The organism is Actinomadura sediminis (assembly GCF_042675525.1).
GTDB classification, from domain to species: Bacteria; Actinomycetota; Actinomycetes; order Streptosporangiales; family Streptosporangiaceae; genus Spirillospora; species Spirillospora sediminis.
Genome location: NZ_JBHTJA010000019.1, coordinates 1 through 20,749 on the forward strand (window position 1 = coordinate 1; position 20,749 = coordinate 20,749).

Annotated in this window: 27 protein-coding genes, 1 tRNA gene and 1 pseudogene; 15 read left to right on the forward strand and 14 right to left on the reverse strand. The window is 74.3% G+C overall.

Translation table 11 applies throughout. The features are described 5' to 3' along the window. The 5 genes and pseudogenes from ACFQ11_RS12750 to ACFQ11_RS12770 form a co-directional block, all read left to right on the forward strand. Nucleotides 1-182, forward strand: a pseudogene (locus ACFQ11_RS12750) (hypothetical protein); the annotation flags it as partial. Nucleotides 183-231: 49 nt separating this feature from the next. Continuing rightward, nucleotides 232-308: transfer RNA gene (locus ACFQ11_RS12755), tRNA-Ala, on the forward strand. Nucleotides 309-494: 186 nt separating this feature from the next. Next, nucleotides 495-2,642, forward strand: a complete 2,148-nt coding sequence (locus ACFQ11_RS12760) for an acyl-CoA dehydrogenase (protein WP_378298487.1) — start codon at nt 495-497, stop codon at nt 2,640-2,642. A 107-nt stretch (nt 2,643-2,749) separates the two neighbouring features. Then, nucleotides 2,750-3,244 (forward strand): DUF892 family protein, encoded by a 495-nt coding sequence (locus ACFQ11_RS12765; protein ID WP_378298488.1) that lies wholly within the window; start codon nt 2,750-2,752, stop codon nt 3,242-3,244. A 198-nt stretch (nt 3,245-3,442) separates the two neighbouring features. Beyond that, nucleotides 3,443-4,288 (forward strand): hypothetical protein, encoded by an 846-nt coding sequence (locus ACFQ11_RS12770; protein WP_378298489.1) that lies wholly within the window; start codon nt 3,443-3,445, stop codon nt 4,286-4,288. Between the two features lie 27 nt (nt 4,289-4,315). Here ACFQ11_RS12770 and ACFQ11_RS12775 read toward each other — a convergent pair whose 3' ends face one another. Together ACFQ11_RS12775 and ACFQ11_RS12780 are read right to left on the reverse strand one after the other, a co-directional pair. Then, nucleotides 4,316-5,536: a serpin family protein gene (locus ACFQ11_RS12775; RefSeq protein WP_378298490.1), complete on the reverse strand. Its 1,221-nt coding sequence runs from the start codon at nt 5,534-5,536 to the stop codon at nt 4,316-4,318. A 67-nt stretch (nt 5,537-5,603) separates the two neighbouring features. Next, nucleotides 5,604-5,957 carry a DoxX family protein gene (locus tag ACFQ11_RS12780; protein ID WP_378298491.1) on the reverse strand — a complete coding sequence of 118 codons (354 nt, stop codon included), beginning with the start codon at nt 5,955-5,957 and terminating at the stop codon, nt 5,604-5,606. 61 nt (nt 5,958-6,018) lie between these two features. Between ACFQ11_RS12780 and ACFQ11_RS12785 the strand changes: the two genes are divergently transcribed. After that, nucleotides 6,019-6,924 (forward strand): LysR family transcriptional regulator, encoded by a 906-nt coding sequence (locus ACFQ11_RS12785; protein ID WP_378298492.1) that lies wholly within the window; start codon nt 6,019-6,021, stop codon nt 6,922-6,924. Nucleotides 6,925-6,981: 57 nt separating this feature from the next. On the opposite strand, the gene ACFQ11_RS12790 is transcribed toward ACFQ11_RS12785, so the two are convergent. Next, complete coding sequence (locus ACFQ11_RS12790; RefSeq protein ID WP_378298493.1) at nt 6,982-8,745, reverse strand: GMC family oxidoreductase N-terminal domain-containing protein; 1,764 nt, start codon at nt 8,743-8,745, stop codon at nt 6,982-6,984. Beyond that, complete coding sequence (locus tag ACFQ11_RS12795; RefSeq protein WP_378298494.1) at nt 8,745-9,608, reverse strand: hypothetical protein; 864 nt, start codon at nt 9,606-9,608, stop codon at nt 8,745-8,747. Before ACFQ11_RS12795 ends, ACFQ11_RS12790 begins: the two co-directional genes overlap by 1 nt. Nucleotides 9,609-9,860: 252 nt before the next feature. Here ACFQ11_RS12795 and ACFQ11_RS12800 point away from each other — a divergent pair, with 252 nt between their 5' ends. The 3 genes from ACFQ11_RS12800 (at nt 9,861) to ACFQ11_RS12810 (ending at nt 11,459) form a co-directional block, all read left to right on the forward strand. Continuing rightward, nucleotides 9,861-10,523, forward strand: coding sequence for a GNAT family N-acetyltransferase (locus ACFQ11_RS12800; protein WP_378298495.1), 663 nt, complete (start codon nt 9,861-9,863; stop codon nt 10,521-10,523). Between the two features lie 73 nt (nt 10,524-10,596). Next, nucleotides 10,597-10,965, forward strand: coding sequence for an ArsR/SmtB family transcription factor (locus ACFQ11_RS12805; protein ID WP_378298496.1), 369 nt, complete (start codon nt 10,597-10,599; stop codon nt 10,963-10,965). Then, complete coding sequence (locus ACFQ11_RS12810) at nt 10,962-11,459, forward strand: SRPBCC family protein (RefSeq protein ID WP_378298497.1); 498 nt, start codon at nt 10,962-10,964, stop codon at nt 11,457-11,459. The genes ACFQ11_RS12805 and ACFQ11_RS12810 overlap by 4 nt, the downstream gene beginning before the upstream one ends. 118 nt (nt 11,460-11,577) lie before the next feature. Here the strand turns inward: ACFQ11_RS12810 and ACFQ11_RS12815 are convergent, their stop codons facing one another. Further along, nucleotides 11,578-12,519, reverse strand: coding sequence for an alpha/beta hydrolase (locus tag ACFQ11_RS12815; RefSeq protein WP_378298498.1), 942 nt, complete (start codon nt 12,517-12,519; stop codon nt 11,578-11,580). A gap of 74 nt (nt 12,520-12,593) precedes the next feature. On the opposite strand from ACFQ11_RS12815, the gene ACFQ11_RS12820 reads away from it, so the two are divergent. Continuing rightward, the gene (locus ACFQ11_RS12820; protein WP_378298499.1) at nt 12,594-13,163 is read left to right on the forward strand and encodes a TetR/AcrR family transcriptional regulator; all 570 of its coding nucleotides are present in this window, start codon (nt 12,594-12,596) and stop codon (nt 13,161-13,163) included. 14 nt (nt 13,164-13,177) lie between these two features. On the opposite strand, the gene ACFQ11_RS12825 is transcribed toward ACFQ11_RS12820, so the two are convergent. The 4 genes from ACFQ11_RS12825 to ACFQ11_RS12840 all read right to left on the reverse strand — a co-directional run bounded on the left by ACFQ11_RS12825 (nt 13,178) and on the right by ACFQ11_RS12840 (nt 15,415). Beyond that, entirely contained in the window at nt 13,178-13,960 is a 783-nt protein-coding gene (locus tag ACFQ11_RS12825; protein ID WP_378298500.1) for an SDR family NAD(P)-dependent oxidoreductase, read from the reverse strand. An 89-nt stretch (nt 13,961-14,049) separates the two neighbouring features. After that, entirely contained in the window at nt 14,050-14,325 is a 276-nt protein-coding gene (locus tag ACFQ11_RS12830) for a DUF397 domain-containing protein (RefSeq protein ID WP_378298501.1), read from the reverse strand. Nucleotides 14,326-14,327: 2 nt separating this feature from the next. Then, nucleotides 14,328-14,621: a DUF397 domain-containing protein gene (locus ACFQ11_RS12835; protein ID WP_378298502.1), complete on the reverse strand. Its 294-nt coding sequence runs from the start codon at nt 14,619-14,621 to the stop codon at nt 14,328-14,330. Beyond that, entirely contained in the window at nt 14,618-15,415 is a 798-nt protein-coding gene (locus ACFQ11_RS12840) for a helix-turn-helix domain-containing protein (protein WP_378298503.1), read from the reverse strand. Before ACFQ11_RS12840 ends, ACFQ11_RS12835 begins: the two co-directional genes overlap by 4 nt. A gap of 242 nt (nt 15,416-15,657) precedes the next feature. On the opposite strand from ACFQ11_RS12840, the gene ACFQ11_RS12845 reads away from it, so the two are divergent. Beyond that, on the forward strand, nt 15,658-16,050 hold the full coding sequence (locus ACFQ11_RS12845) for an ATP-binding protein (RefSeq protein ID WP_378298504.1): 393 nt from the start codon (nt 15,658-15,660) through the stop codon (nt 16,048-16,050). After that, nucleotides 16,047-16,385, forward strand: coding sequence for a hypothetical protein (locus ACFQ11_RS12850; protein WP_378298505.1), 339 nt, complete (start codon nt 16,047-16,049; stop codon nt 16,383-16,385). Before ACFQ11_RS12845 ends, ACFQ11_RS12850 begins: the two co-directional genes overlap by 4 nt. Before the next feature lie 17 nt (nt 16,386-16,402). Here ACFQ11_RS12850 and ACFQ11_RS12855 read toward each other — a convergent pair whose 3' ends face one another. From ACFQ11_RS12855 to ACFQ11_RS12865, 3 genes are read right to left on the reverse strand one after another with little or no spacing between them, the layout of a single operon-like run. Next, complete coding sequence (locus ACFQ11_RS12855) at nt 16,403-16,795, reverse strand: VOC family protein (RefSeq protein ID WP_378298506.1); 393 nt, start codon at nt 16,793-16,795, stop codon at nt 16,403-16,405. Next, nucleotides 16,792-17,151, reverse strand: a complete 360-nt coding sequence (locus tag ACFQ11_RS12860; RefSeq protein WP_378298507.1) for an ArsR/SmtB family transcription factor — start codon at nt 17,149-17,151, stop codon at nt 16,792-16,794. The genes ACFQ11_RS12855 and ACFQ11_RS12860 overlap by 4 nt, the downstream gene beginning before the upstream one ends. After that, the gene (locus ACFQ11_RS12865; RefSeq protein WP_378298508.1) at nt 17,138-17,569 is read right to left on the reverse strand and encodes an SRPBCC domain-containing protein; all 432 of its coding nucleotides are present in this window, start codon (nt 17,567-17,569) and stop codon (nt 17,138-17,140) included. Before ACFQ11_RS12865 ends, ACFQ11_RS12860 begins: the two co-directional genes overlap by 14 nt. A 133-nt stretch (nt 17,570-17,702) precedes the next feature. On the opposite strand from ACFQ11_RS12865, the gene ACFQ11_RS12870 reads away from it, so the two are divergent. Beyond that, the gene (locus ACFQ11_RS12870; RefSeq protein ID WP_378298509.1) at nt 17,703-18,164 is read left to right on the forward strand and encodes a VOC family protein; all 462 of its coding nucleotides are present in this window, start codon (nt 17,703-17,705) and stop codon (nt 18,162-18,164) included. A gap of 105 nt (nt 18,165-18,269) precedes the next feature. Here ACFQ11_RS12870 and ACFQ11_RS12875 read toward each other — a convergent pair whose 3' ends face one another. Next, nucleotides 18,270-18,716, reverse strand: a complete 447-nt coding sequence (locus ACFQ11_RS12875) for a DoxX family protein (protein ID WP_378298510.1) — start codon at nt 18,714-18,716, stop codon at nt 18,270-18,272. A 98-nt stretch (nt 18,717-18,814) separates the two neighbouring features. Here ACFQ11_RS12875 and ACFQ11_RS12880 point away from each other — a divergent pair, with 98 nt between their 5' ends. Then, nucleotides 18,815-19,303: a MarR family winged helix-turn-helix transcriptional regulator gene (locus ACFQ11_RS12880; protein ID WP_378298511.1), complete on the forward strand. Its 489-nt coding sequence runs from the start codon at nt 18,815-18,817 to the stop codon at nt 19,301-19,303. A 193-nt stretch (nt 19,304-19,496) separates the two neighbouring features. On the opposite strand, the gene ACFQ11_RS12885 is transcribed toward ACFQ11_RS12880, so the two are convergent. Then, nucleotides 19,497-20,216 (reverse strand): MerR family transcriptional regulator, encoded by a 720-nt coding sequence (locus tag ACFQ11_RS12885; RefSeq protein WP_378298512.1) that lies wholly within the window; start codon nt 20,214-20,216, stop codon nt 19,497-19,499. Nucleotides 20,217-20,278: 62 nt separating this feature from the next. Here ACFQ11_RS12885 and ACFQ11_RS12890 point away from each other — a divergent pair, with 62 nt between their 5' ends. Further along, nucleotides 20,279-20,746 (forward strand): DUF6194 family protein, encoded by a 468-nt coding sequence (locus ACFQ11_RS12890; protein WP_378298513.1) that lies wholly within the window; start codon nt 20,279-20,281, stop codon nt 20,744-20,746. The last annotated feature ends 3 nt before the right edge of the window (nt 20,747-20,749 follow it).

The window sequence follows — 20,749 nt, forward strand, 5'->3', positions numbered from 1 at the left end:
CCCCCCGCCGCGAAGCCGCGGCCCGCGCCCGCGCCGCCGCCCGCCGCGCCGCCGAGGCCGCCGCCGAGACCGTCCCCGAGCCGGAGCCGGCCCCCGCCGAACCCGCGGAGATCATCGAGCTCCCGACCCACGAAGAGGTCTTCGACCAGTACGCCGACGACCGCCGCGCCGTCGGCGAGTGACGGGATGGCGCGAACACCCTCCAGAGTTTGCTAATCTAACGGAGTCCTTGGGGCTGTGGCGCAGTCCGGTAGCGCACCTCGTTCGCATCGAGGGGGTCAGGGGTTCAAATCCCCTCAGCTCCACCAAGGAACACCAGGTCGAGGCCGGTCAGGGAGAAATCCCGGACCGGCCTCTTCTCGTTCGCCCGGAAAACGTCGCGGGCGGCTTGCGGTTCGTGCTCGGGGGCCTCACCGAATCTGATTCGGGAAAGGTCTTCACTCTCCGGGACGGCGGCGCGATCATGGGGTGACCGTCGAGCGTTGGGAGGGGCCATGGCGATCGCCATCGGCGAGGAGCACCGCGAACTGGCCGGGACGGCACGGGCGTTCCTGAACGATCAGGGCGCGCGTGCCGCGAACCGCGCGCTGCTGGAGGCCGAGGAGGAGACGCCGCCCGCGTTCTGGGACGGCTTCGCCGGGCTCGGCCTGCTCGGGGTGCATCTGCCGGAGGAGCACGGCGGCGGCGGGGCGGGGTTCCCGGAGCTGGTCGTGGTCGTGGAGGAACTCGGCCGGGCCCTGGCGCCGGGGCCGATGGTGCCCACGATGGCGGCGTCCGCCGTGATCGCCGCGCGCGGTACCGGCGAGGTTCGCGCCCGCCTGCTCCCCGGCCTGGCGTCCGGACGGACGGTCGCGGCGCTCGGCATCGGCGGCGCGGTCACGACGGCCGGCGGGACGGCGACCGGCGACGCCGGGGTCGTCCTCGGCGGGGGGCTCGCGGGGCTGCTGGTGCTCCCCGCGGGCGACGACATGATCGTCGTCCGGGCGGACGCGCCGGGCGTCGAGGTGGAGGTGCCGCCGAACCTCGACCCGTCCCGCCGCTCGGCCCGCGTCAGGCTCGACGGCGCGGAGGTGGTGGACGTCCTGCCGGCGGCGCGCGCGCACGCCGTGGCCGTCCTGCGGACGCTCGCGGGCGCGGAGGCCGTCGGCGGGGCCCTGGAGTGCGTCGAGCGGGCGGTCGAGTACGCGAAGGTCCGGGAGCAGTTCGGGCGGACGATCGGGACGTTCCAGGCGGTCAAGCACCACTGCGCGGACATGCTCGTCGCGGCGGAGCTCGGCACGGCGGCGGTGTGGGACGCGGCGCGCGCGGCGTCCGGCCCCGCGGACGAGTTCGCGTACGCGGCGGCCGTCGCCGGCGCCCTCGCGCCGCCCGCGTTCACGAAGAACGCGGGACTGAACACGCAGGTGCACGGCGGGATCGGGTTCACCTGGGAGCACGACGCGCACCTGCTGCTGCGGCGCGCGGCGACGGTCGAGGCGATCGTCGACCCGCGGGACGCGGCGCGCGACGTCGCCCGGCTGAGCGTCGCGGGCGTCGTCCGGACCACGGTCCTCGACCTGCCGCCGGAGGCGGAGGCCCGGCGGGCGGAGGTGCGCGCCCTCGCGCGGGAGATCGCGGCGCTGCCGGAGGACGAGCAGCGCGTGCGGCTGATCGACACCGGGTACGTGCAGCCGCACTGGCCGCGCCCGTGGGGCCTGGAGGCGTCCGCCGGGCTGCAACTGGTGATCGACGAGGAGTTCCGCGCGGCGAAGGTGAAGCGCCCCTCGTACGGGATCACGAGCTGGAACATCCTGACGCTGATCCAGCACGGCACCCAGGACCAGATCGACCGGTGGGTGCGCGCCGCGCTGCTGGGCGACGAGGTGTGGTGCCAGCTCTTCAGCGAACCGGACGCGGGGTCGGACGCGGCGGCCGTCAAGACCCGGGCGGTGAAGGTCGAGGGCGGCTGGAAGGTCAACGGGCAGAAGGTGTGGACGAGCGGCGCGCACTACAGCCGCCGCGGCCTCGCGACCGTCCGCACCGACCCGGACGCGGCCAAGCACGCGGGCGTCACGATGATGGTGATCGACATGAAGGCGCCCGGTGTGGAGGTGCGGCCGCTGCGGCAGGCGACGGGCGGCTCGGAGTTCAACGAGGTGTTCTTCTCGGACGTGTTCGTCCCGGACGAGGACGTGGTCGGCGCGCCGAACGAGGGGTGGAAGGTCGCGCGGGCGACGCTCGGCAACGAGCGGGTCAGCATCGGCGGCGGCGTCGGCGCGCCGTTCGGCTCGGACGTCGTGCGGCTGCACGCCGAGCATCCGGACGCCGTCCCGGCGGACCGGGTCGGCGCGCACGCGGCGGAGGAGCGGGCGCTGAAGCTGCTTAACCTGCGCAGCGCCGAGCGGGCCGTCGCGGGCGGCGAGCCGGGCCCGGAGGGCAACATCACGAAGCTGGTCCTGGCCGAGCACGGGCACGCCGCGGCGGCGCTGCTCGCCGAGTTCGCCGGGCCGCAGACGGCGTTCGGCGACGGCCTCGGCGCGATGGCGGGGCTGCTGCGGCTGGGGTCGCGGGCGATGTCGATCGCGGGCGGCACGTCGGAGATCACCCGCAACCAGATCGCCGAGCGCATCCTCGGCCTGCCCCGCGACCCGCTGATCAAGTAGCCGCGCCCGGCCCGCCGTGCACCGGCGGGCCGGGGCGCCGGGCCCGGTTTCGCCGGGTTTCCGCAGGGCAGGGGGCCTGTGAGAGCCGAACGAGTGGACGGCGCCCCATGACGACGATCGAGAAGAAACTGATCGACTACCTCAAGGACGCGCACGCGCTGCAGCAGCACGTGCAGGGCGTGCTGAGCGAGCTGCTCACCACGGCGGCCGACGAACCGGACCTGTGCCGCCGCCTGGGCGGATACGCGCGCCGCAACCGGGAGAACACCCGCGCGATCGAGGACCGGCTCCGCGCGCACGACGCCTCGCCCTCGATCGTCCGGGACGCCGAGATGCTGTGGGGCGCGATCGCCGACGTGCTGAAGTCGCGCCGCAACCACGTGGGCCGGCACGTCCGGGACGGTTACGTGGCGGCCCACCTGCAGATCGCCGAGGCGGAGATGCTCCGCCGCATCGCGGACCGCGCCGGTGACGCGGAGACGGCGGAGGTGGCGGCGGCGGTGTGCGACGACGCCCGGGAGATCTCCGCCGCGATCTCCGACAACTGGGACGCGGCCGTCGAGCTCTCCCTCCGCCGCCACGGCGTCCACCCGCACCGCTGACGCGTCCGGCGGGACGGTCCCGCGGGACGGGCGCCCGCGTCGCGGGCGCGGTCGCCTCCGTGGCCCGGGCGGGTTCGCGCCCCGGTCGTCCCGGCCGGGCGGGGAGCGCGTGCCCGCTTCGCCGTTCGTGGGTGGCCGCTGTCGGCCGGGGCGGCTGCGGAGGCGCTTTCGGTGGTTCCGTGTGTGATACTCCGGCGGATGAGTGATCGTTCCTACGCGAGTACGCCGAAGGGCATCACGTTCCCCGGAGCCGTTCCGGTCACGCGCGGCCGCGTCCTCGGAAGCGTCCTGCTGCTGGGCGCCCTCTTCTTCGCGGTGCGGGCGGCCGGCGGGGTGCCGGGCGGCGACCCGCGCGCGGTCGCGGCGGCGGGCGGGACGGCGCTGTCGCTGCTGCTGACCGGGCTGGCCGTGCACGGGTGGCGGGCGGACCTCTGCATCCGGGCGGCGTGGGTGTTCCCCGCGACGCTGCTGCTCTCCGGCGTCGCGATGGTCGTGGACACCGGCCGCCGGGGCGCGGGTTACGGCGGAGCGTACGCCGAGCTCCTCGGCCCCCTCCTGGTCGCCGGAGGTCTCGCCGGTGCCGTCCTCTACCGGTGCACGCTCGCGCGCATGCACGCGCCGTCCGGCGGGGACGCGCGGACGGGCGGCGGGTTCCCCGAGCCGTGGATGCGGGCCCTCGGGGTCGTGCTGCTGCTGGGCGCGTGCCACTTCGCCGTGCAGCTCGCCGCCGCGGTGCCGGACGGCGACTGGCGCCGGCTCGTGGCGGCCGTCGGCTACGGCGCGGCACTGCTCCTCGGCGGCCTCGGCCTGAACGGATGGTGGGTCGGCCTGAGCATCCGGCTGGTCTGGCTGTTCCCGGCGACGATGGCGGTCCTGGGCCTGTCGATGATCATGGAGCCGGACTACGGGGACCCCACCTGGAGCGGTGCCGCCGCGATCGGCACGGCCGTCGTGCAGTTCGGCATCGGGATGGTGCTCGCGGGCGTCGTCGGGGGCGTCCTGTACACGTCCGCGGTGACCCGGAGGGTGCCCGGCCACCGCTAGGCGGCACCCCGCGGGGCGTGCCCGCGGTCACCAGAAGCCGGGGCCGGACGAGGCGTCCTCGGGCCATTCCTCCGGTTCGGCGACCCAGCCCGCGACCAGGACGAGCCCGGTGGGGCGGTGCCGGGCGAGGAAGCCGAACGGGCGGTCGAACACGGCGGAGAGCACGGGGGCCTCGTCCTGCGGCGGCGCGGAACCGGCCGCGACGCCGAAGGCGGTGACGGCCGCGGCCTTGAACCCCTCCGCGGTGAAGGCCGCGTTGACGTCCTGCGCGCCCTGCCCGATCTTGAGCGGCGTCCGGCTGATCCGGGGGAAGTGCCCGCGCGGGTCGTCGGTGGAGACCGTCGCCAGCCCGAACAGGGCGGGGTCGGCCAGCAGGTCGTGCTCGGCGGTGACGTCGAACCGGACGGTCGTGGTGCGCAGCGTCGGCGCGGGGGTGAAGGACGGGACGGTCGTCAGCGTCACGCCCGGCGCCGTGCGGGCGACCGGTTCCGCGAGCAGTTCGGCGCCCCGCCGCAGCGGGTGCCCGCCGTCGAGGGCGTCCACCCCGGCCGCGAGGACGTCGCCCGCCGGGCGGTCGGGCGCGCCGAGGAGCAGGTGCACGTCGACGTCGTCGAGGCCCGCGACGGTGAGGACGGTGAGCGGCCCGCCGGGCGTCTCGGCGAGGGCGAGCGGGTCGAGGTCGGCGCCGCTGGAGTTCAGGCCCGCGAGGCCCCGCGGCCGTCCGGTCCAGGGGCCGCTGCGCGGCCGGAACGGGAAGTCCTGGAAGGGGGTGCGCCAGCGGGTGTCGACGCTCAGCGCCGTCGCGAGGACGAGGAGGGTGTCGGGCTCGAGCGCCACGGGCATCCGGGTGAGCCGCCCGCGCGTGTTCCGTTCGACCCACGCGTCCAGCCGGGGCCGGTCGGCGTCCGGGTCGCCGCTCAGTTCGCCGCGCGACCCGCCCGGCGCGGCGTCGAGCCACCACGGCTCCAGCGGCAGCCCGGCCCGGTGCCAGACGCCGAACGCGCCGTCGACGGCGGTGCCGCGCGCGAGGATCTCCAGCACCTCGCGCGCGCCGCGGTCGGCGTCGGCGGGGTCGCGGCCGACGGCGTCCCGCAGTTCGGCGCGTCCGGGCCCGTCGGCCGCGGCGGCCAGCAGCGCGAGGAGCGGCCAGAGCCCCGCCCCCGACAGCGCGGTCGTCTCCCCGGTGCAGGCGTGCCGCGCCCACCGTGCCGTCAGCTCGTTGGAGGCCCGTACGGCTCCGTCGATCACGTGCTCGTCTCCCGTCCGCGCGAAAAGGCCGATGCTAGTGCGCCGCCCGCCGCCGCCTCGAGCGGTTTCAGCGCGCGGCGGCCAGCACCAGAGACGCTACGGCGAGCGCCAGGTATCCACCGGGGAACGCGAGGTTGTGGAAAACCCGGGCGCGGACGTGCGCGGCGACGGCGCCCGCGAAGAACAGGACGAGGCCCGCCGCGGCGGCGACCCCGATGTACGGGACGCCCGCGAGGCCGAGCAGCAGCCCGGCGGCGCCGGCCGCCTTGAGCGCGCCGAGATGCGGCAGCCACGACGGGGCGAGCCCGACCTCGGCGGAATTGGCCAGCACGAACCGGGCCTTCAGGAAATCGGCGACGGCGATCCCGGCGTTGGCCGCGATCGTGGCGACGGTGACGGCGACATAGGTGGCGAACAGCATGGGTCCAGGCTCGCGGGGGCCCGTTCCGGGCGTCCAATACACGCGTCCATAACCTGGCGGCATGGACGTCGACACCCGGCTGCTGCGCTACTTCGTCGCGGTGGCGGAGGAGGGCAACCTGACCCGCGCGGCCGAGCGGCTGTTCGTCTCGCAGCCGGCGCTGACCAAGCAGATCCGGCAGCTCGAGAACCGGCTCGGGGTGCGGCTGTTCACCCGGTCCCGGTCCGGGATGGCGCTCACCGAGCCGGGCCGGGCCCTCGCCGACCGCGCGCCCGCCCTGCTGGACGGCTGGGACGGCGCGTGGCGCGCGGCGACGGCCGCGTCCCGCCGCGCGGCGTGCGTCCTGCACGTCGGCTACCTGGCGAGCGCGGCGAACGAGGCGACGCCGCGCATCGTCGCGGCGTTCGCGCGGCGCCGTCCGGGGTGGCGGGTCGAGATGCGGCAGGCGCCCTGGTCGGCGCCGGCCGCGGGCCTGGACGACGGGGCCGTGGACGTCGCGCTCGTCCGGCTCCCGTTCCCCGGGCAGGACGGCTTCCGCGTGGAGGTCCTGCTGACCGAGCCGCGCTGTGTCGCGCTCCCCGCCGCGCACCCCCTCGCCGCCCGCGACGCCATCGCGTTCCGGGAGCTGTGGGACGAGCCGTTCGTCGCGGCCCCACCGGAGACCGGCCCCTGGCGGGACCACTGGCTCGGCACCGCCGAACGGGACGGCCGGGAACCGCGCGTCGGCGCCGTCACCGAGCAGCCGGACGACTGGCTGAGCGCCATCGCGAACGGGCTCGGCGTCGCCCTCGCGCCCGCGTCGGCCGCGCGCTTCTACGCGCGTCCCGGCGTCGTCTACCGGCCGGTCGACGGCGTCGCGCCGAGCCGGGTCGCCGTCGCGTGGCCCCCGGCCGCCGACGCGAACCCGGTCGTCGGGGACTTCGTCGCGTCCTGCCTGGCCGAGGTCCCGGCCGGGGACGGCCGCTGACCGGCACGCGCGGCCCGCCCGCCACGGGACGGCGCCGCGCGCGGCCGGTGGCGCAGATCAGAGGGCGCGGGTGACGCGGGGGTCGGTGGACGGGACGGGATCCTCGCGGCCCACCCACGGGTCGCCGCCGAAATGCGCGGTGAAGATCTTCTCGGCGGTGCGGGTGGCGAGGGCCTGCACGGTGAGGGTGGGGTTGGGGCCGCCGAGGCTGTTCGCGAGGGCCGAGGAGTCGGCGATGTACAGGCCCCGCACCCAGCGGCTCTGGGCGTCTGCGTCCAGTACGGAGTCGCGGGCGTCGTGCCCCATGCGCATCGTCGAGTGGACGTGCAGGAGCAGCGGCGACCAGTCCATCCGGTAGACGGTGCGGGCGCCCGCGCGGCGCAGCAGTTCCGCCGCGCGGCGCGCGAGGAACTCCCGGTGGGCACGGGTGCGGCGGCTCCGGGTGCGGCCGTCGAGCCGCACCTTGGCGACGGCCCCGTGCTCGTCGGCGACGGGCAGGCCGGACAGGACGACCCGGTTGTCCGGCTCCACGTCGTCGGCCGTCAGCACGAGGACGTTGACGAGACGGTCGATGCCGTTGAGCATCGCGTCCTTCAGTTCGGCGCCGAGGACGCGGCCGGTCCGTCCGTCCCAGGGCCCGGTCATGCCGCGCCCGTTCGCGTACTCGCCGCGGACGCCGCTGCCGGACATCGCGAACGCGAACGCCTGGGTGGCGGGCGGGACGCCGATCTGCTCCAGGGCGCCGTTCCCCGGGTACTCGCACCGCATGTTGGAGCACGGCCCCTTGGACGAGCCGGTGTCCTCGTCGAACAGGCCGGTGACGAGGTCGAGGAAATGGTCGGTGTAGCCGCGGCCAACCCACCCGTTGGGGTTCGGCAGCCCGCTGTTCAGCCACAGGCGCGGGGTCTCGGTGGTGCCGCCCGCGAGGACGACGACGCGGGCGTCCTCGCGGTGCCGTTCGCCGGTCGTCCCGGTCCGCCAGGTCACCCCGGCCGCGACCGTGCCGCCGTCGCGGCGCGCCGTGTGCACCCGCACGGCGAAGGCGTCCGGGAGCAGGGTGACCGCGCGGCCCTCCGGCGCCCACGCGGGGGCGGTGAGCGCCATCGGGACGTAGCTGTTGTCGGTGGAGCGCTTGGCGAACAGGTTGCGCGGCGCCCTGATCGGCTCCATGCATCCCTGCTGGCAGAAGCCGCAGAACGTGCAGCCCCGCGCCTCCGGGTGGTGCAGCCGGGCCGGATCGGTGGTGCGCCCGGCCGTCCCCTGCGGCTGCAGGATGGCGTTCTCCTGCGGGCGGTAGGCGGGGCCGGCCGTGTCCTTGGTGGTCTGGTACGGGATGCCCATCCGCTCGGCGCCGCGCAGGAACACCTGCTCCTTGGTGCCGACGGGCGCGGTCTGCACCGGCAGCGTCGCTTCGACCCACCGGTAGTACGGGACGAGTTCCTCGTAGGCGAACGGGAACGCGTGCGCGGTGTCGTAGGCGTCGCGGTCGGGGCCGTCGTACCCGGCGAACACTCCCCGGTAGGCGCGCGGGGAGTTGCCGTAGTAGTGCTGGGTCGTCCCGCCGACCCCGGACGCCTGCAGGACGAACGAGTTCTGCGGCTCCTCGCGCAGCCACGCGGGCCGGTCGCGGTCGGCGGGGCCGAACCGCAGGAACCCGGTGAGGGGGTTGTTGGCGTCGTTCTCGTAGTGCGTCCACGTCCCGCGCGGATCGGTGTGGTGGGGCCCGGCCTCCAGCAGCAGGACGTCGAGGCCGCGCGCGGCGAGCTCCTTGGCGACGACCGGGCCGCCGCCGCCCGCGCCGACGACGATCACATCGCGCATCAGCCCGTCGCCTCCGTCCGTCCCCGGTAGTAGCCCTTGAACTCGTCCCATCCGTCCGCCGAGGGGGTGTAGCCGGACGCGCGCCAGCCCGCGGGGCGCCCGGTCAGGCGCCGGGTGCGCCGGTCGAACACGCCCCACTCGCTGTAGCCGCCGAGCGCCGCCAGGACCAGCAGGCCGTTGGCCAGGAACTTCAGCAGCCCGGAGACCGACCGGTGGTACGGCGGCGGCAGGTGCCGGTCGAGCAGCGCGACGAGATCGGAGTCGGGCCCTTCGAGCAGCCGGAACACCTCCGCCTTGCCCGCGTGGGACAGGCGGGCGAAGGGCGACGCGAACGGCCCCAGGAGGGTGCCCGGATCGACCCGCACCGCCTGGAGGTTCAGCAGCAGTGCCACCACGGGGGCCAGCGGCACCGTCGCGTCGTTGCGCAGCAGCAGGCCGAGGCCGCGGTCGACCCGCGCGGCGCCCGCCTCGGGTTCGTCCGGGGGGCGGGGGAGCCGCAGCCCGCCCGCCCCTTGCGCCAGGGCCCGCAGCAGCGGCCCGGCGATCTGGTCCGGGAACGGGACGAACCGGTTGAGCATCTCGACGAGGAAGCCGGGCAGCCGCGCCTCGACGCCGCCGGGCTCGGCGCGGGGCGTGCCCTGGGCGCGGGAGTACGGATCGGGCCCCGGCATCACGAAGACGGCCAGGCCGCTCATCGTGTCGTGCGCGAGACGGTCCAGCGCGGCGGCGACGGGGCCCGTGTCGGCGGCCCGGACGGGACGGGCGGCGGCGGGTGGCGCGAGGAGCGCGGGGGCGGCGGCGAACGCGCCGGTGAGCCCGGTCGCTCGCAGGAAGGCGCGGCGTTCCGGTGAGGGCATCGCCATGGGGGCCTCCTTCCAGGCGGGGGGTTCCGGAGACAACGCGGTTCCTGCTCCGGCCCGGGCCCGCGAAACTCGACGCCGGAAGCCGGATGTGGCCCGCTCCGCCGCGTTTGACCAGCGGGTTTGTCATCGGATTGACAGTCCGTCCAAGAGGTCGGCGGCCCCGCACCGGCCGGATGCGCCGCCACGGCCAATCACCGGCCGCCCGCCGCGTATAGGGTCTCGCCGAGACCTCCGGGCTGGAGAGGCCGGCCGATGTGGAATCCGGATCAGGGCATCGCCGACTGCGGTCCCCGCATGCACGTGATCGAGACCTCGCGGCTGCTGTTCCGGACGCCGGTCGCGCGGGAGATCGCGGCCGTCGCCGCCACCGGCGGTGACGCGGCGGCCCAGCGATGGCTGGGGTGGCCCGCGGGGGAGCCGCCGTCCGAGCGGAGGCGGCGGCTGCTGCTGAGGAGGCGCGCCCGGCCGCGCGTGACGATCGACGAGTTCACGCCGTACGCGCCCCTGATGCTGGCGGCCATCGACGTGGAGCACCGCAGGTTCGCCGGTGCCTGCACGGTCGCCCCGGTCGGCCCCGGCACCTGCGAGATCGGCGGTTTCCTGAGCCCCGCCCACCGCGGCCGGGGGCTCGGGGCGGAGCTCTTCACGGCCGCCCGCCGGTTCGCGCACGGGCACCTCGGGTTCGGCGAGGTCCGGGCGGGCGCCGAGGCGGGGAACACCGCCTCCGTCCGCTCCTTGCGGAACGCCGGGTTCGTGCCCGCCGAGGGGCCGGGGGAGCATCGCCTCCCCGACGGACGGGTGATCGCCGCGCGCTGGTTCCGCCACGTGGAACCCGACGCCCGGACCTGCCCGGCCGCCGAGACCGCGCCGTCCCTCCCGTACGGGCCTTACGGGGACGTCGCCGCCGGGCGGTGACCCCGCGGGCCGCGCCCCGATTCGTCCGGCGCGACCACTGGACAAATGCGTAACACGATGGTTACGTATTCTCATGGACGTCTTCGATGCGGTGGCCGATCCCGTGCGTCGGCGCATCGTGCTGTTGCTCGGCGACGGGCCGCGGACCGCGGGCGCGCTCGCCGCGGCGTTCCCGGAGATCAGCCGCCCGGCGGTGAGCCGCCACCTGCGGGTGCTGCGCGAGGCGGGCCTGATCACCGCCGAGCTCGTCGGCCGCGAGCGCCACTACCGCGCCGACCACGGGCCGCTGCGGGAGATCGACGCGTGGCTGGACGCCGTCCGCAGGCAGGTCTGGGAGCAGCGGCTCGACGCGTTGGAGACCGAGGTCCACCGGGCGCGGCGCGACCGCCGCGCCCGGCCGCCGGCGGGCGAAGCGCCCGCGGACACGAGGAGCACAGGATGAGACCCACGCCCACCGGACGCCTCGTCGCCGCGGCGACCGGCACCGACCTGGAGATGACCCGCACGTTCAAGGCGCCGATCGAGGACGTCTGGGCGAGCATCACCGAGCCCGACCGGACGGCCCGGTGGTTCGCGCACTGGCGCGGCGACGGCCGTCCGGGCGCGACCGTCCGGCTCACGCTCGTCCACGAGGAGGGCAGCCCCGAGAGCGACCTGACGATCATCGCGTGCGAACCGCCGCACCGGCTGGAGGTCGAGACGGTCGACGAGTACGGCCGCTGGCACCTGGAGGCCCGCCTCGCCGAGGCGGACGGGGTGACGACGCTGACGTTCCTGCACCATCTCGAACCCGACACCGAGGTCGCGTCGACCGGCCCCGGCTGGGAGTACTACCTCGACCGCCTGGCCGCCTCCGTCGCCGGGACGCCCGCACCGTCCTTCGACGACTACTACCCGGCCCAGCGCGAGTACTACGAGGGCCTGACCGCCGGCTAGGACCGGCCGGGGACGCGGTCCGTCCAGGGCCGCACCGCCCGCGCGGCGGCCTCCGTGCCGCCGCGCGGGCGTCGTTCACCTGGACGTGCCCCGGGCGTCACCGGCCCGGCCCGTCCCATCAGGCGGTGAGGGCGTCCCGGAGGAACTCGAAGATCTCCGTCCGGGCGGCCTCGGCCTGGGGCACCATGCCCGGCATGCTGAGGAACGCGTGCCCCGTACCGGAATACTCGGACAGCCGTGCGGGCGTCCCGGCGGCCCGCAGCCGCTCGGCGTAGCGGCGTCCGTGGTCGGCCAGCGGGTCGTGGGTCGGCACCACCACCAGCGCCGGGGCCAGGCCGCCCAGGTCGCCGGCGTGCAGCGGAGACAGGGCACGGGCGTCGGTCCCCGGCGGGACGGCGAGCCGCGCGAACAGCCGCAGTTGCGGCACGGTGAGGGTCGGGGTGTCGGCGTGCGCGGTCACCGAGGCGTGTTCGAGCATCGACCCGGTCACGTCGGTGACGGGGTTGACCAGCACCTGCGCCCGCAGGGACAGGCCGTCCGCTCCGGCGCCGATCGCGGCCAGGGCGCCGATCAGGCCGCCGCAGCTCTCGCCGAAGACGGCGGCCCGCCCGGGGTCGACGCCCCACGACGCGGCGTCCCGCAGCACGTGCCGGAGCACGTCCCGGCCGTCGTCGACCGCCGCCGCGAGGGGCGTGTCCGGGGCGAGCAGGCGGTGCTCGACCGACACGACGACCGCGGGCAGCCGCGCGGCGAGGTGGGCGTTGACCCAGTCGCTCTGCACCGCCGTGCCCACGAAGCCGCCCCCGTGCACGTGGAGGACGAGCGGCAGGTCGTCCCGCCCGGACGACGGCCGGTACACCCGCACCGGGACCTCGCGGCCGGGCAGCGCCACCGTCCGCCAGCGGATCGAGGCGCCGGGATCCGGTTCCCCGGTGATCGCCCGCGCCGCCTCCGACGCCCGGACACGGTTCTCCGCGTCGCGGTAGGCGGCCAGCTCGCCGTCCGTGATCGTCTCCCAGTCCGGCTCCGGCGGCCGTCCCGCGAATGCGACGTCGCTCATGTCGTCCCCTCGCCCCCTATTTCGCTACCTGAGGTTTCGAAACCTACGGTAGCGCAAGTGGGTATCGTGTGGCCATGCCCTCGACCGGATCACCCAGACCGCCCGGCCGCCCGCGCGCCGGCGTCCACGACGCGGTCTTCGCCGCCACGCTCAGGACGGTCCACGAGCTCGGCTACGCGCGCGCCACCGTCGAGCGCATCGCCGCCGCCGCCGGGGTCGCCAAGACGACCGTCTACCGCCGCTGGCCGTCCAAGGGCGAGCTGATCGTGGACTGTCTCCTGGACGCGTTCGGCCCCGTGCCGCTGGAGGGGCCCGGACGCGCGCGGATCATGGCGTCGGCCGTCCACTGGGTCGCGGGAAAGATCGGCGAACCCGGCGTCGGCGACGCGTTCGCGGGCGTGTTCAGCGACGCCGTCAGCGACCCGGCCCTGCGCAGGATCCTGGCCGAACGGCTCCAGGAGCCCTACCGCATCGCGCTCCAGGACGCGCTGGGCGAACCGGAGCACCGCGTCCTGTTCTTCATCGACACCGTGGTCGGGACCCTGCTGCACCGGATGGGCATGACCGGCGAGCCGATGGCGGCCGACGACGTCGCCCTCCTGGCGGACATGGTCGTCGCGTACTTCGCCGACGACCCGGCCTGACCGTCCGGCGGACGTCAGAGGGCGTGGCCGCCCGCCACCTGGAGGACCTGGCCGGTGATCCAGCGGGCCTGGTGGGACGCCAGGAACACCACGGCGTCGGCGATGTCGTCGGGCTCCCCGACCCGGCCCATCGGGACGATCGCCGTGGCATCGGCGAGGACGTCCGGCCCCATCCAGCCCGTCTGCACCGGACCCGGCGCGACGGCGTTCACCCGCACGCCACGGGCCGCCAGGTCGAGCGCGCTCGACCGGGTCAACGCCTCCAGCGCCGCCTTCGACGTCCCGTACCCGGTCTGCCCGGGGAACGCCCGCGCGGCGTCGGTGGAGATGTTGACGACGCACAACGGGTCGTCCCCGCGACGCAGACGGACGGCCTCGGACGTGAGGAGCGCCGGTGCGATCGCGTTCACCCGGTAGTGCCGTTCGAGGGAGCCGTGGGTGAGGGCGTCGATCCCGTCGAGCGTCTCGCAGTGCGCCGCGTTGTTGACCAGGACGTTGATCGGCCCAGCCCGGCGCGTCACCGCCTCCGCGAGCGCCCGGGGCGCGTCCGGCTCGGACAGGTCCGCGCCGACCGCGAGGGACCCGCCGCCCAGCTCCGCCGCGAGCCCTTCGGCGACGTCCGCGCCCGGCGTGACGTGCGCCCACTCCGTGCCGCCCGGCGCGGCGGCGTCCCGGGCGAGGTAGTGGACGGCGACCCGCGCGCCCTGTGCCGCGAACGCCCGGCAGATCGCGGCGCCGATCCCTCCCGCTCCTCCGGTGACCAGCACGTTCCGGCCCGCGAGTCGAGTGTCGATCACTGTTCCTCCAGCGGCGTTGGGACGACGGGACACGACGAGCCCCCGGCCGGTGGTGCACGGGTCCCCGGCCGGGGGCTCGTCGGGGCGTGTCAGGACAACGGGCGCCCGTCCAGCTTGATGTCCCGGACGAACGCCCGCCAGGCGGCCCGGTCGAGCGCGAGCACGGGCCCGTCAGGGTCCTTGCTGTCGCGAATCCCGATCACCGGGGCGAGGTCGGCGACTTCAACGCAGTCCCCGCCATGGTGGTCGCTGTGGCTGGCCTTACGCCAGTGGACATCGGCCACGGGTGTGAGGTCGGCGATCTCGACGCAGTTGCCGCCAGCGTGGTCGCTGTGGCTGCTCTTGCGCCAATGAACCTGTTGCACGGTCAACTCCGGTCGTGCACGCCGGTCTTGATGGCGTCGGCGAGCGCGCGCCAGGCGGTTCGGTTGAGCGCGAGATGGGGGCCGTCAGGGTTCTTGCTGTCTCGGATGCCGATCACGGGTGTGAGGTCGGCGACTTCAACGCAGTCCCCGCCGCTGTGGCCGCTGTGGCCGCTGTGGCTGGTCTTGCGCCAGTGGACGTCGATCATGGGTGTGAGGTCGGCGACTTCAACACATTCACCACCACTGTGGCCACTGTGACTGCTCTTGCGCCAGTTGAGGATGGGCTTGTCCTTCATAGGCTCTCCATCACCTCGATTAGCAAGGCTCGCGATGCACTGAATGGGAGCGCGAAGCCTCTCAGTGTGTCATATCTTACGACGTACTCCAGAACCCTCGCCGGATGTTCGATGAGCATACCTGTTCCGGCTGATTCGGTGTAGGCGATGTTGGTGCCGTTGTCGAAGCCCAGCAGCGTAAAGCTGCCTTCCAGGCCAGGATGATAGGCGACGCTGCGTGGTATGACGTCGAGCATGACATCGGGGTGCTCGCTCGCCTTTAGGAGTGAAGCGAGTTGCTCTCGCATAACGTCAGCCCCACCTGTGGGGCGGCGCAGGACGTTCTCCTCGACAGTTAGCCATACCTTGGGTCGGTTTGCGCCGGTGAGGATGCTCTGGCGCTCCATGCGCTCGGCGACGAAACCTGCCGCGTCGCCGTCTTCCGTCGCGCCCATTACCGTGGCTGCGTAGCCTTCGGTCTGAAAAAGGCCAGTCAGGAGTAGTGCCGAGTAGATGCGGATAGATGTGGCGTGTTTCTCGCGTTCCGCGTACTCGGGGAATCCCGGAGGGGGGAGGACCCTGCGGTCAGCCTTCTTCGCGTGCGTCCAGATGCGATGGAACAGCCCGTCGGTCTTGAAGTAGGTGTCGAGGTCGTGGGCGCTCTGCTCCGAGATCTTTCGGCCGCTCTCCATCGTGCTGACCCACTGTGACGTGCAGCCGAGCGCGTCCGCGAGCTCCTTGGCGGTGAGCTTAGCCTCGTCGCGCCTGCGTCGCAGTTCGGTGCCGAAGAACTCGCGCGCTGAATTCTCGCCCATGAGGTTACCTCCGGAGGGGTTAACCAGTTCCCTGGTTTCAAGATCTTTTCGCCGCTTGGTGGGGGATGGCGAGCGGTCACTTTCGAAGAGTAATCACATCTGTGAGGGTGATCACAACACTTCCGGCAGAAAAGTTGGACGCGAGGTTCCATTCGATGAGAAACACGATCAACTCTCCAAATTCACCACAACCACGAGAAACGTCCGACGTGTCCGAATGGTGCGAAGTCCACACCGAACGCGTGGGGACTCGCACGAAACCCCTGGACGTTCGCGAAGTGCGGGCGCGGGTGCGGCGGACGCTCGCGGGGGCGCTGGGTGGACGCACCGATGGGTTCGACCTCGACGACATCGACCTCATGGTGTGCGAGATCGCGACGAACGCGGTGCGGCACACGGCGAGCGGGGAGGCCGGCGGGGGCGTTCGGGTCACGGTGATGGCGTCGTCCACGCGGCTCCGCGTGGAGGTGCAGGACGACGGGGGTGCGGCGCACACCCCGGGGATTCCGTCGCGGACGTTCGAGTGGGCGGAGTCGGGGCGCGGCCTGATGGTCGTGGACGGGCTCGCCCACGAGTGGGGTGCGGCCGTGGATCGGGACGGGCGCGGCACGGTGTGGTTCGAGGTGGTGCGTTGAGACGGCCGCTGCAAGCGTGGTTCGGCCTGTCGGGCAGGTTGGGCCGGTCGGGCAGGTTGGGCCTGTCGGGCAGGTTGGGCGGGTCGGGCCGGTCGGAGGTCGTCCTCCTCACGGCGGATCGGCGGCTGCGGGCCGTCGCGGAGGAGGTCGAGACCTGGCGGGTGCTCGCGGACATGGAGGCCGCGCGGTCGCGGGTCCGGCTCCGGGAGGGGCGTGTCTGGGACGCGGGGATGTGCGCGGGCCGGGCGGCCGCGTTCCGTGCGGCGGCCGATCAGGTGGAGGACGCGCTGACCGGCTCGGGCGAGTCGCGAGAACCGGTCCGGCGTGGCCGCTGACCGGCGCCGGACGGGCCTCAGTCGTCGTCGGGCAGGCGGAGGATGTGGGGTATGCCCACGGGGTTGCTGATCCAGTGGGCGTTCATCCCGGACGGGAGCGGTTCCAGTTCGTCCTGGACGGCGACGCCGTGCGCGGCCAGGTGCGCGGTCGCGCGGTCGACGTCGTCGGTGAACAGCTCCAGCCACAGGTCGGCGTGCGCGTAGTTGTCGACGCGGTCGAACCACAGCGTCACGGGGCCGAACCGTACCGAGGCGCTCTGCGCCACGCCCTCCGCCACGCCTCCCGCGTCGCCGCTCTCGTGGGTCACCTCCATGCCGAGGACGTCGCGGTAGAAGGCGACGGTGCGGTCGAACTGCGCCTTGGGCAGCTTCATGGCGATGTTGTGGCCGCCGCTGAAGGTCGGGGTCATGACTTTCCCTCCTGTGTCCGGTCGAGGTGGTCGCGCAGGGCGTCCAGGTGGCCGTCCCAGTCACGCGCGAGCGCGGCGAGGAACGACTGCGCTATGGCCACCGGTCCGGTCTGGAGGCGGTAGCGGATCCTGCGCCGCTCACCGGCTTCGGCCCGGACCAGGCCCGCGTCGGCCAGCAGGCCGAGGTGTTTGGCGATCGCCTGCCGGGAGATGGGCAGCCGGTCGGCCAGGTCGGTCGCGGTGGCCGGTCCGCGGGCCGCGAGTTCGGCGAGCACGCTGCGGCGGGTCGGGTCGGCCAGCGCGGTGAACACCGCCTGGGCGATCAGTTCGGTGTCGGGACGGTCAGGCGGCGGCATCGAGGTACTCGGCCAGCTCGGCGAGCTCCGTCCGCCACCCCTGGACGTTGCTCTCGTAGGCCCCCGCCGACTCGTCGGGCAATTGGGCGAAGCCGGTCTCGACGACCGTGAGCCGGGTGCCCGTGGGGGTCGGCTCCAGGGTGAACTCCACGCGCGTCCGGCGCGGGTCGCTCGGCGGCAGCCCCTCGATCGCCCAGGTGTAGGCGAACCGGCGGGGCGGTTCGACGACCTGGATCCACAGCGTCTGCTCCTCCTCGCCCCACCGCACCCGCGCCCGGCCGCCGGGGTGCAGGCCGTCGACCTCGGCGCCGGAACCGAACCAGCCGCCGAGACCTTCGGCCGTGGTCAGGGCAGCCCACACCTTCTCGGGCGGGTGGTGCAGGTCGAGCACGCGCTCGATGCGGTCCGGCACTGGCACGGAACCCCCTCTATAGCAACCATCTGGTTGCAATATAGGTCGCCCGGGGTGCCGTGGCAAGACCGGGTGCGTGCGGGACGGCCCGCGAAGGCGTTTGACCTTCCCGTTACGTCAACTTCTAGCGTTCGGCGCCATGAGCACACCCGAGATCGACCGCACCATTTACCCCATGCCGATGTTCGCGACGTTCCAGGTCACGGACCTGGCCGCCGCCGAGGCGTTCTACAACGCGGCGGGCTTCGTCTCCCTCGCCACCGTTCCCGGGCTGGACGGCGATCCGGTGGTGGTGCACCTGCGGCGGATGAAGTACCAGGACATCCTGATCGTGCCCGGCGAGCCGCGGCGCGGCAGCGCGACCGTCGGCTTCCAGGCGGGCGGGCAGGACCTCGCGGAACTCGCGGCCGCGCTCCGGGCGGCGCTGCCGGACGGGGCGCGCGTCGAGGGGCCCGCCGACACCCCGTGGTTCACGTCCGATCTGACGATCGACGACCCGGACGGGAACCGGATCATCCTCACGGCGCTGCGCGAAGCGGAGAGGGAGGCCGCCTTCGCATGGTCGAAGGAGTTCGGGGGCGACTTCATCGTCCCGGACTAGGCGGTCGCGCTCTGGGCGCATGCCTCGCGGGCCCCGCGTCAGGGGGCCGGCGGGCTCGTCCGGTCGCCGGAAGGCCTCGGGTTCCGGCGACCGGACGGCGCCCGTTCAGCCGAGGGCGTGCCGGGAGCGGCGGGCCCGGTCGCGCCGGTCCGCCAGCAGGGCGTCGAGGCTGTAGCGGCCGGGGCCGGAGGCGAACAGGGCGGCCAGGACGACCGCCAGCATCAAGGGGTAGCCGAACCCCTCGAGGCCCTCGCCTCGGTGGACGATCAGGACCGCGCCCAGCATGACCACCAGCAGACCGGCGGCCCAGACCCGGGTCAGCGCCCCGAGCGCGAGCAGGGTCCCGCCGATCACCTGGACGAACGCGGTGTACGGGGCGCTGAGGTCCGACAGCGGGATCCCGGCCTCGCCGTGCATGCGCGCGGCCTCGCCGATCCCGAGCCGGAAGTCGCCCAGGCCCGCGTTGATGAAGATCACCCCCAGCATGACGCGGACGGCGAGGGTGCCGCCCTCGGTGACGGCCGGGGACGAGACGGTGAGCTTGTCGATCATGGTTGTCCTCCTGTCGCGGTGCGGACGGCATGACCGTAAGCGGTGGCACTTAAAAACAGTAGAAAGGCGCAACGGTTTCCGTCCGCTACGATATGGCGATGAAGAGATCGCCGGGGCGGCCTCCGTCGCTGCTCGCGCTGCCGTCCTACCTGGCCTCGCAGGTGTCCCGGTTCGGCCGGTGGCATCTGGAGAGCGCGCTGGCCGGCGGGGGGCTGGCGCTGGTCCACCACGCGATCCTGGCGGCGCTCGACGACTTCGGCCCCCTGTCGCAGCAGGAGGTGGCCGACGCCCTCGCGCTCGACAAGAGCCATCTCGTCGCCCGGATCGACCACCTGGAGAAGGCCGGTCTCGTCCGCCGCGGACCGGATCCCGCCGACCGGCGCCGCCACCGGCTCACCCTCACCGGCGAGGGCGAGCGGACGGTCGAACGGTTCCGGCCGATCGCGCAGGAGTCGCAGCGGGAGTTCCTCGCGGTGCTGTCGCCGGAGGAGCGGCGGACGCTGGTGTCCCTGCTGGAGAAGGTGCTGCGCGCCAACGACGCGGCCGGGAACCCGTCCGCGTCCGTCGAGCCGCCGCAGCTCCCCTGAACCGGTGCTCCCTTGAGTGAAAGGCGGCCGGGACGCCCGTTCCCGGCGGCGTTGCGGGGCCGCAGGGACGCCCGCCGACGTGTTCGTCCTGGAAGGCGGCGCCCGGGAGCGCACCGGGTCGCTGCCGCGCCCCCGCCACCGGCGCGCCGCCCGCCGCGTCGAGGGCGGACCGTCCGCCGGGGAGCGCGTCCGGTCAGGGATCGCGCGGCCGGCCCGTCCCCGCCGGGAGCGCGGCGAGCGCGGCGGCGGCTTCGAGGAGGGCGGCCGAGCGGGCGTCGATGCTCGCGTCCCGGTCGGCGAGCGCGGCCGTCACCTCGTCCCACCGCCGCGCGCGCCGCAGCTCCGGCATCAGCGCGCGCAGCGCGGCGATCCGGTACCCGGCCGAGCGGAGCTGGTGGACGATCCGGGCGGTGCGGACGTCGCCGGGCGAGTACCGGCGCGCGGCGCCGGGCGTCCGGCGGGGCACGACGAGCCCCTCGGCGTCCCAGTGCCGCAGGGTCGAGGGGCGCACGCCGAGCGCGTCCGCGAGTTCGGCGACGCCCATCGCGTCGGACGGCCGGACGTCCCCGAGGGGTTCGGCGGCGATCGCCTCGGCGGCGGTCCTGGCCTCGGCGACCCGCAGGCGTTCGGTGTGGAGGCGGGCGTGCGCGGCGTCCAGCAGGGCGAGCAGCTCCGCGGGCGACGCGTGCGCGGCGCGCATGATCCGCTTGGCCTCGACGGGCCCGGTGCCCGCCGCGAGCGCCCGGTAGGCCAGCGCGGAGCGCACGTGGACCTCGCCGTAGACCCGGTGACCCGACGGCGTGCGGCCGGCCGCGGGCAGCACCCCGTCGCGTTCGAGGTTGCGGACCTGCTGGACGGAGCACCCGGCGCGCCGCGCGACGTCCACCGTACGAAGCGAGTTGCGACTTTTCACCGACTCACCTGGGCCTTCAGGGGTAGAAGTCTCCACAAGCACTTGAATGTAACGCTGGAAGCATGGGCATCGACGAGATCATCGAGTACATCGAGAAGTTCGAGGGCGTGCTGTCCCTCAAGCCGGGGCCCGGCGACGGGACGCCCGAGGTCGCGTGGGGCGACGCGTTCTTCTACTACTCGCCCGAGGGAGTCGTCCCGACGACGACGCAGCCGTTCGCGACGATCGTCACCAAGGACTACCCGGAGGACGAGGCGTCGCGGCTGAACCGTCCGGGCGCCTTCCGGGTGAACATCGCCGCCGGGAAGGACGCGTTCGCCGCGTGGACGGGCCGCGCACCGCGCGACCCGCGCCCCGGCGGCGAGGACCCGAGCGCGGCGGACGCCGTGATCGCGCACCCCGTCTACGGCGAACTCGGCTGGCTCGCCGTCGTGAACCCCGGGCCGCGGACGGACGGCGCGGTGCGGGAGCTGCTCGGCACGGCCCACGACCTGGCCCGGGAGCGGTACCGGCGGCGGGCGGCGACGTGACAT

What these genes read in the sequence shown, in the direction of transcription:
- ACFQ11_RS12760 (WP_378298487.1), top strand. Translation starts at nt 495, where the DNA reads ATGGCGATCGCCATCGGCGAGGAGCACCGCGAACTGGCCGGGACGGCA.
- ACFQ11_RS12765 (WP_378298488.1), top strand. Translation starts at nt 2,750, where the DNA reads ATGACGACGATCGAGAAGAAACTGATCGACTACCTCAAGGACGCGCAC.
- ACFQ11_RS12770 (WP_378298489.1), top strand. Translation starts at nt 3,443, where the DNA reads ATGAGTGATCGTTCCTACGCGAGTACGCCGAAGGGCATCACGTTCCCC.
- ACFQ11_RS12780 (WP_378298491.1), bottom strand. Translation starts at nt 5,957, where the DNA reads ATGCTGTTCGCCACCTATGTCGCCGTCACCGTCGCCACGATCGCGGCC.
- ACFQ11_RS12785 (WP_378298492.1), top strand. Translation starts at nt 6,019, where the DNA reads ATGGACGTCGACACCCGGCTGCTGCGCTACTTCGTCGCGGTGGCGGAG.
- ACFQ11_RS12790 (WP_378298493.1), bottom strand. Translation starts at nt 8,745, where the DNA reads ATGCGCGATGTGATCGTCGTCGGCGCGGGCGGCGGCGGCCCGGTCGTC.
- ACFQ11_RS12795 (WP_378298494.1), bottom strand. Translation starts at nt 9,608, where the DNA reads ATGGCGATGCCCTCACCGGAACGCCGCGCCTTCCTGCGAGCGACCGGG.
- ACFQ11_RS12800 (WP_378298495.1), top strand. Translation starts at nt 9,861, where the DNA reads ATGTGGAATCCGGATCAGGGCATCGCCGACTGCGGTCCCCGCATGCAC.
- ACFQ11_RS12805 (WP_378298496.1), top strand. Translation starts at nt 10,597, where the DNA reads ATGGACGTCTTCGATGCGGTGGCCGATCCCGTGCGTCGGCGCATCGTG.
- ACFQ11_RS12810 (WP_378298497.1), top strand. Translation starts at nt 10,962, where the DNA reads ATGAGACCCACGCCCACCGGACGCCTCGTCGCCGCGGCGACCGGCACC.
- ACFQ11_RS12815 (WP_378298498.1), bottom strand. Translation starts at nt 12,519, where the DNA reads ATGAGCGACGTCGCATTCGCGGGACGGCCGCCGGAGCCGGACTGGGAG.
- ACFQ11_RS12820 (WP_378298499.1), top strand. Translation starts at nt 12,594, where the DNA reads ATGCCCTCGACCGGATCACCCAGACCGCCCGGCCGCCCGCGCGCCGGC.
- ACFQ11_RS12835 (WP_378298502.1), bottom strand. Translation starts at nt 14,621, where the DNA reads ATGAAGGACAAGCCCATCCTCAACTGGCGCAAGAGCAGTCACAGTGGC.
- ACFQ11_RS12840 (WP_378298503.1), bottom strand. Translation starts at nt 15,415, where the DNA reads ATGGGCGAGAATTCAGCGCGCGAGTTCTTCGGCACCGAACTGCGACGC.
- ACFQ11_RS12855 (WP_378298506.1), bottom strand. Translation starts at nt 16,795, where the DNA reads ATGACCCCGACCTTCAGCGGCGGCCACAACATCGCCATGAAGCTGCCC.
- ACFQ11_RS12860 (WP_378298507.1), bottom strand. Translation starts at nt 17,151, where the DNA reads ATGCCGCCGCCTGACCGTCCCGACACCGAACTGATCGCCCAGGCGGTG.
- ACFQ11_RS12870 (WP_378298509.1), top strand. Translation starts at nt 17,703, where the DNA reads ATGAGCACACCCGAGATCGACCGCACCATTTACCCCATGCCGATGTTC.
- ACFQ11_RS12875 (WP_378298510.1), bottom strand. Translation starts at nt 18,716, where the DNA reads ATGATCGACAAGCTCACCGTCTCGTCCCCGGCCGTCACCGAGGGCGGC.
- ACFQ11_RS12880 (WP_378298511.1), top strand. Translation starts at nt 18,815, where the DNA reads ATGAAGAGATCGCCGGGGCGGCCTCCGTCGCTGCTCGCGCTGCCGTCC.
- ACFQ11_RS12890 (WP_378298513.1), top strand. Translation starts at nt 20,279, where the DNA reads ATGGGCATCGACGAGATCATCGAGTACATCGAGAAGTTCGAGGGCGTG.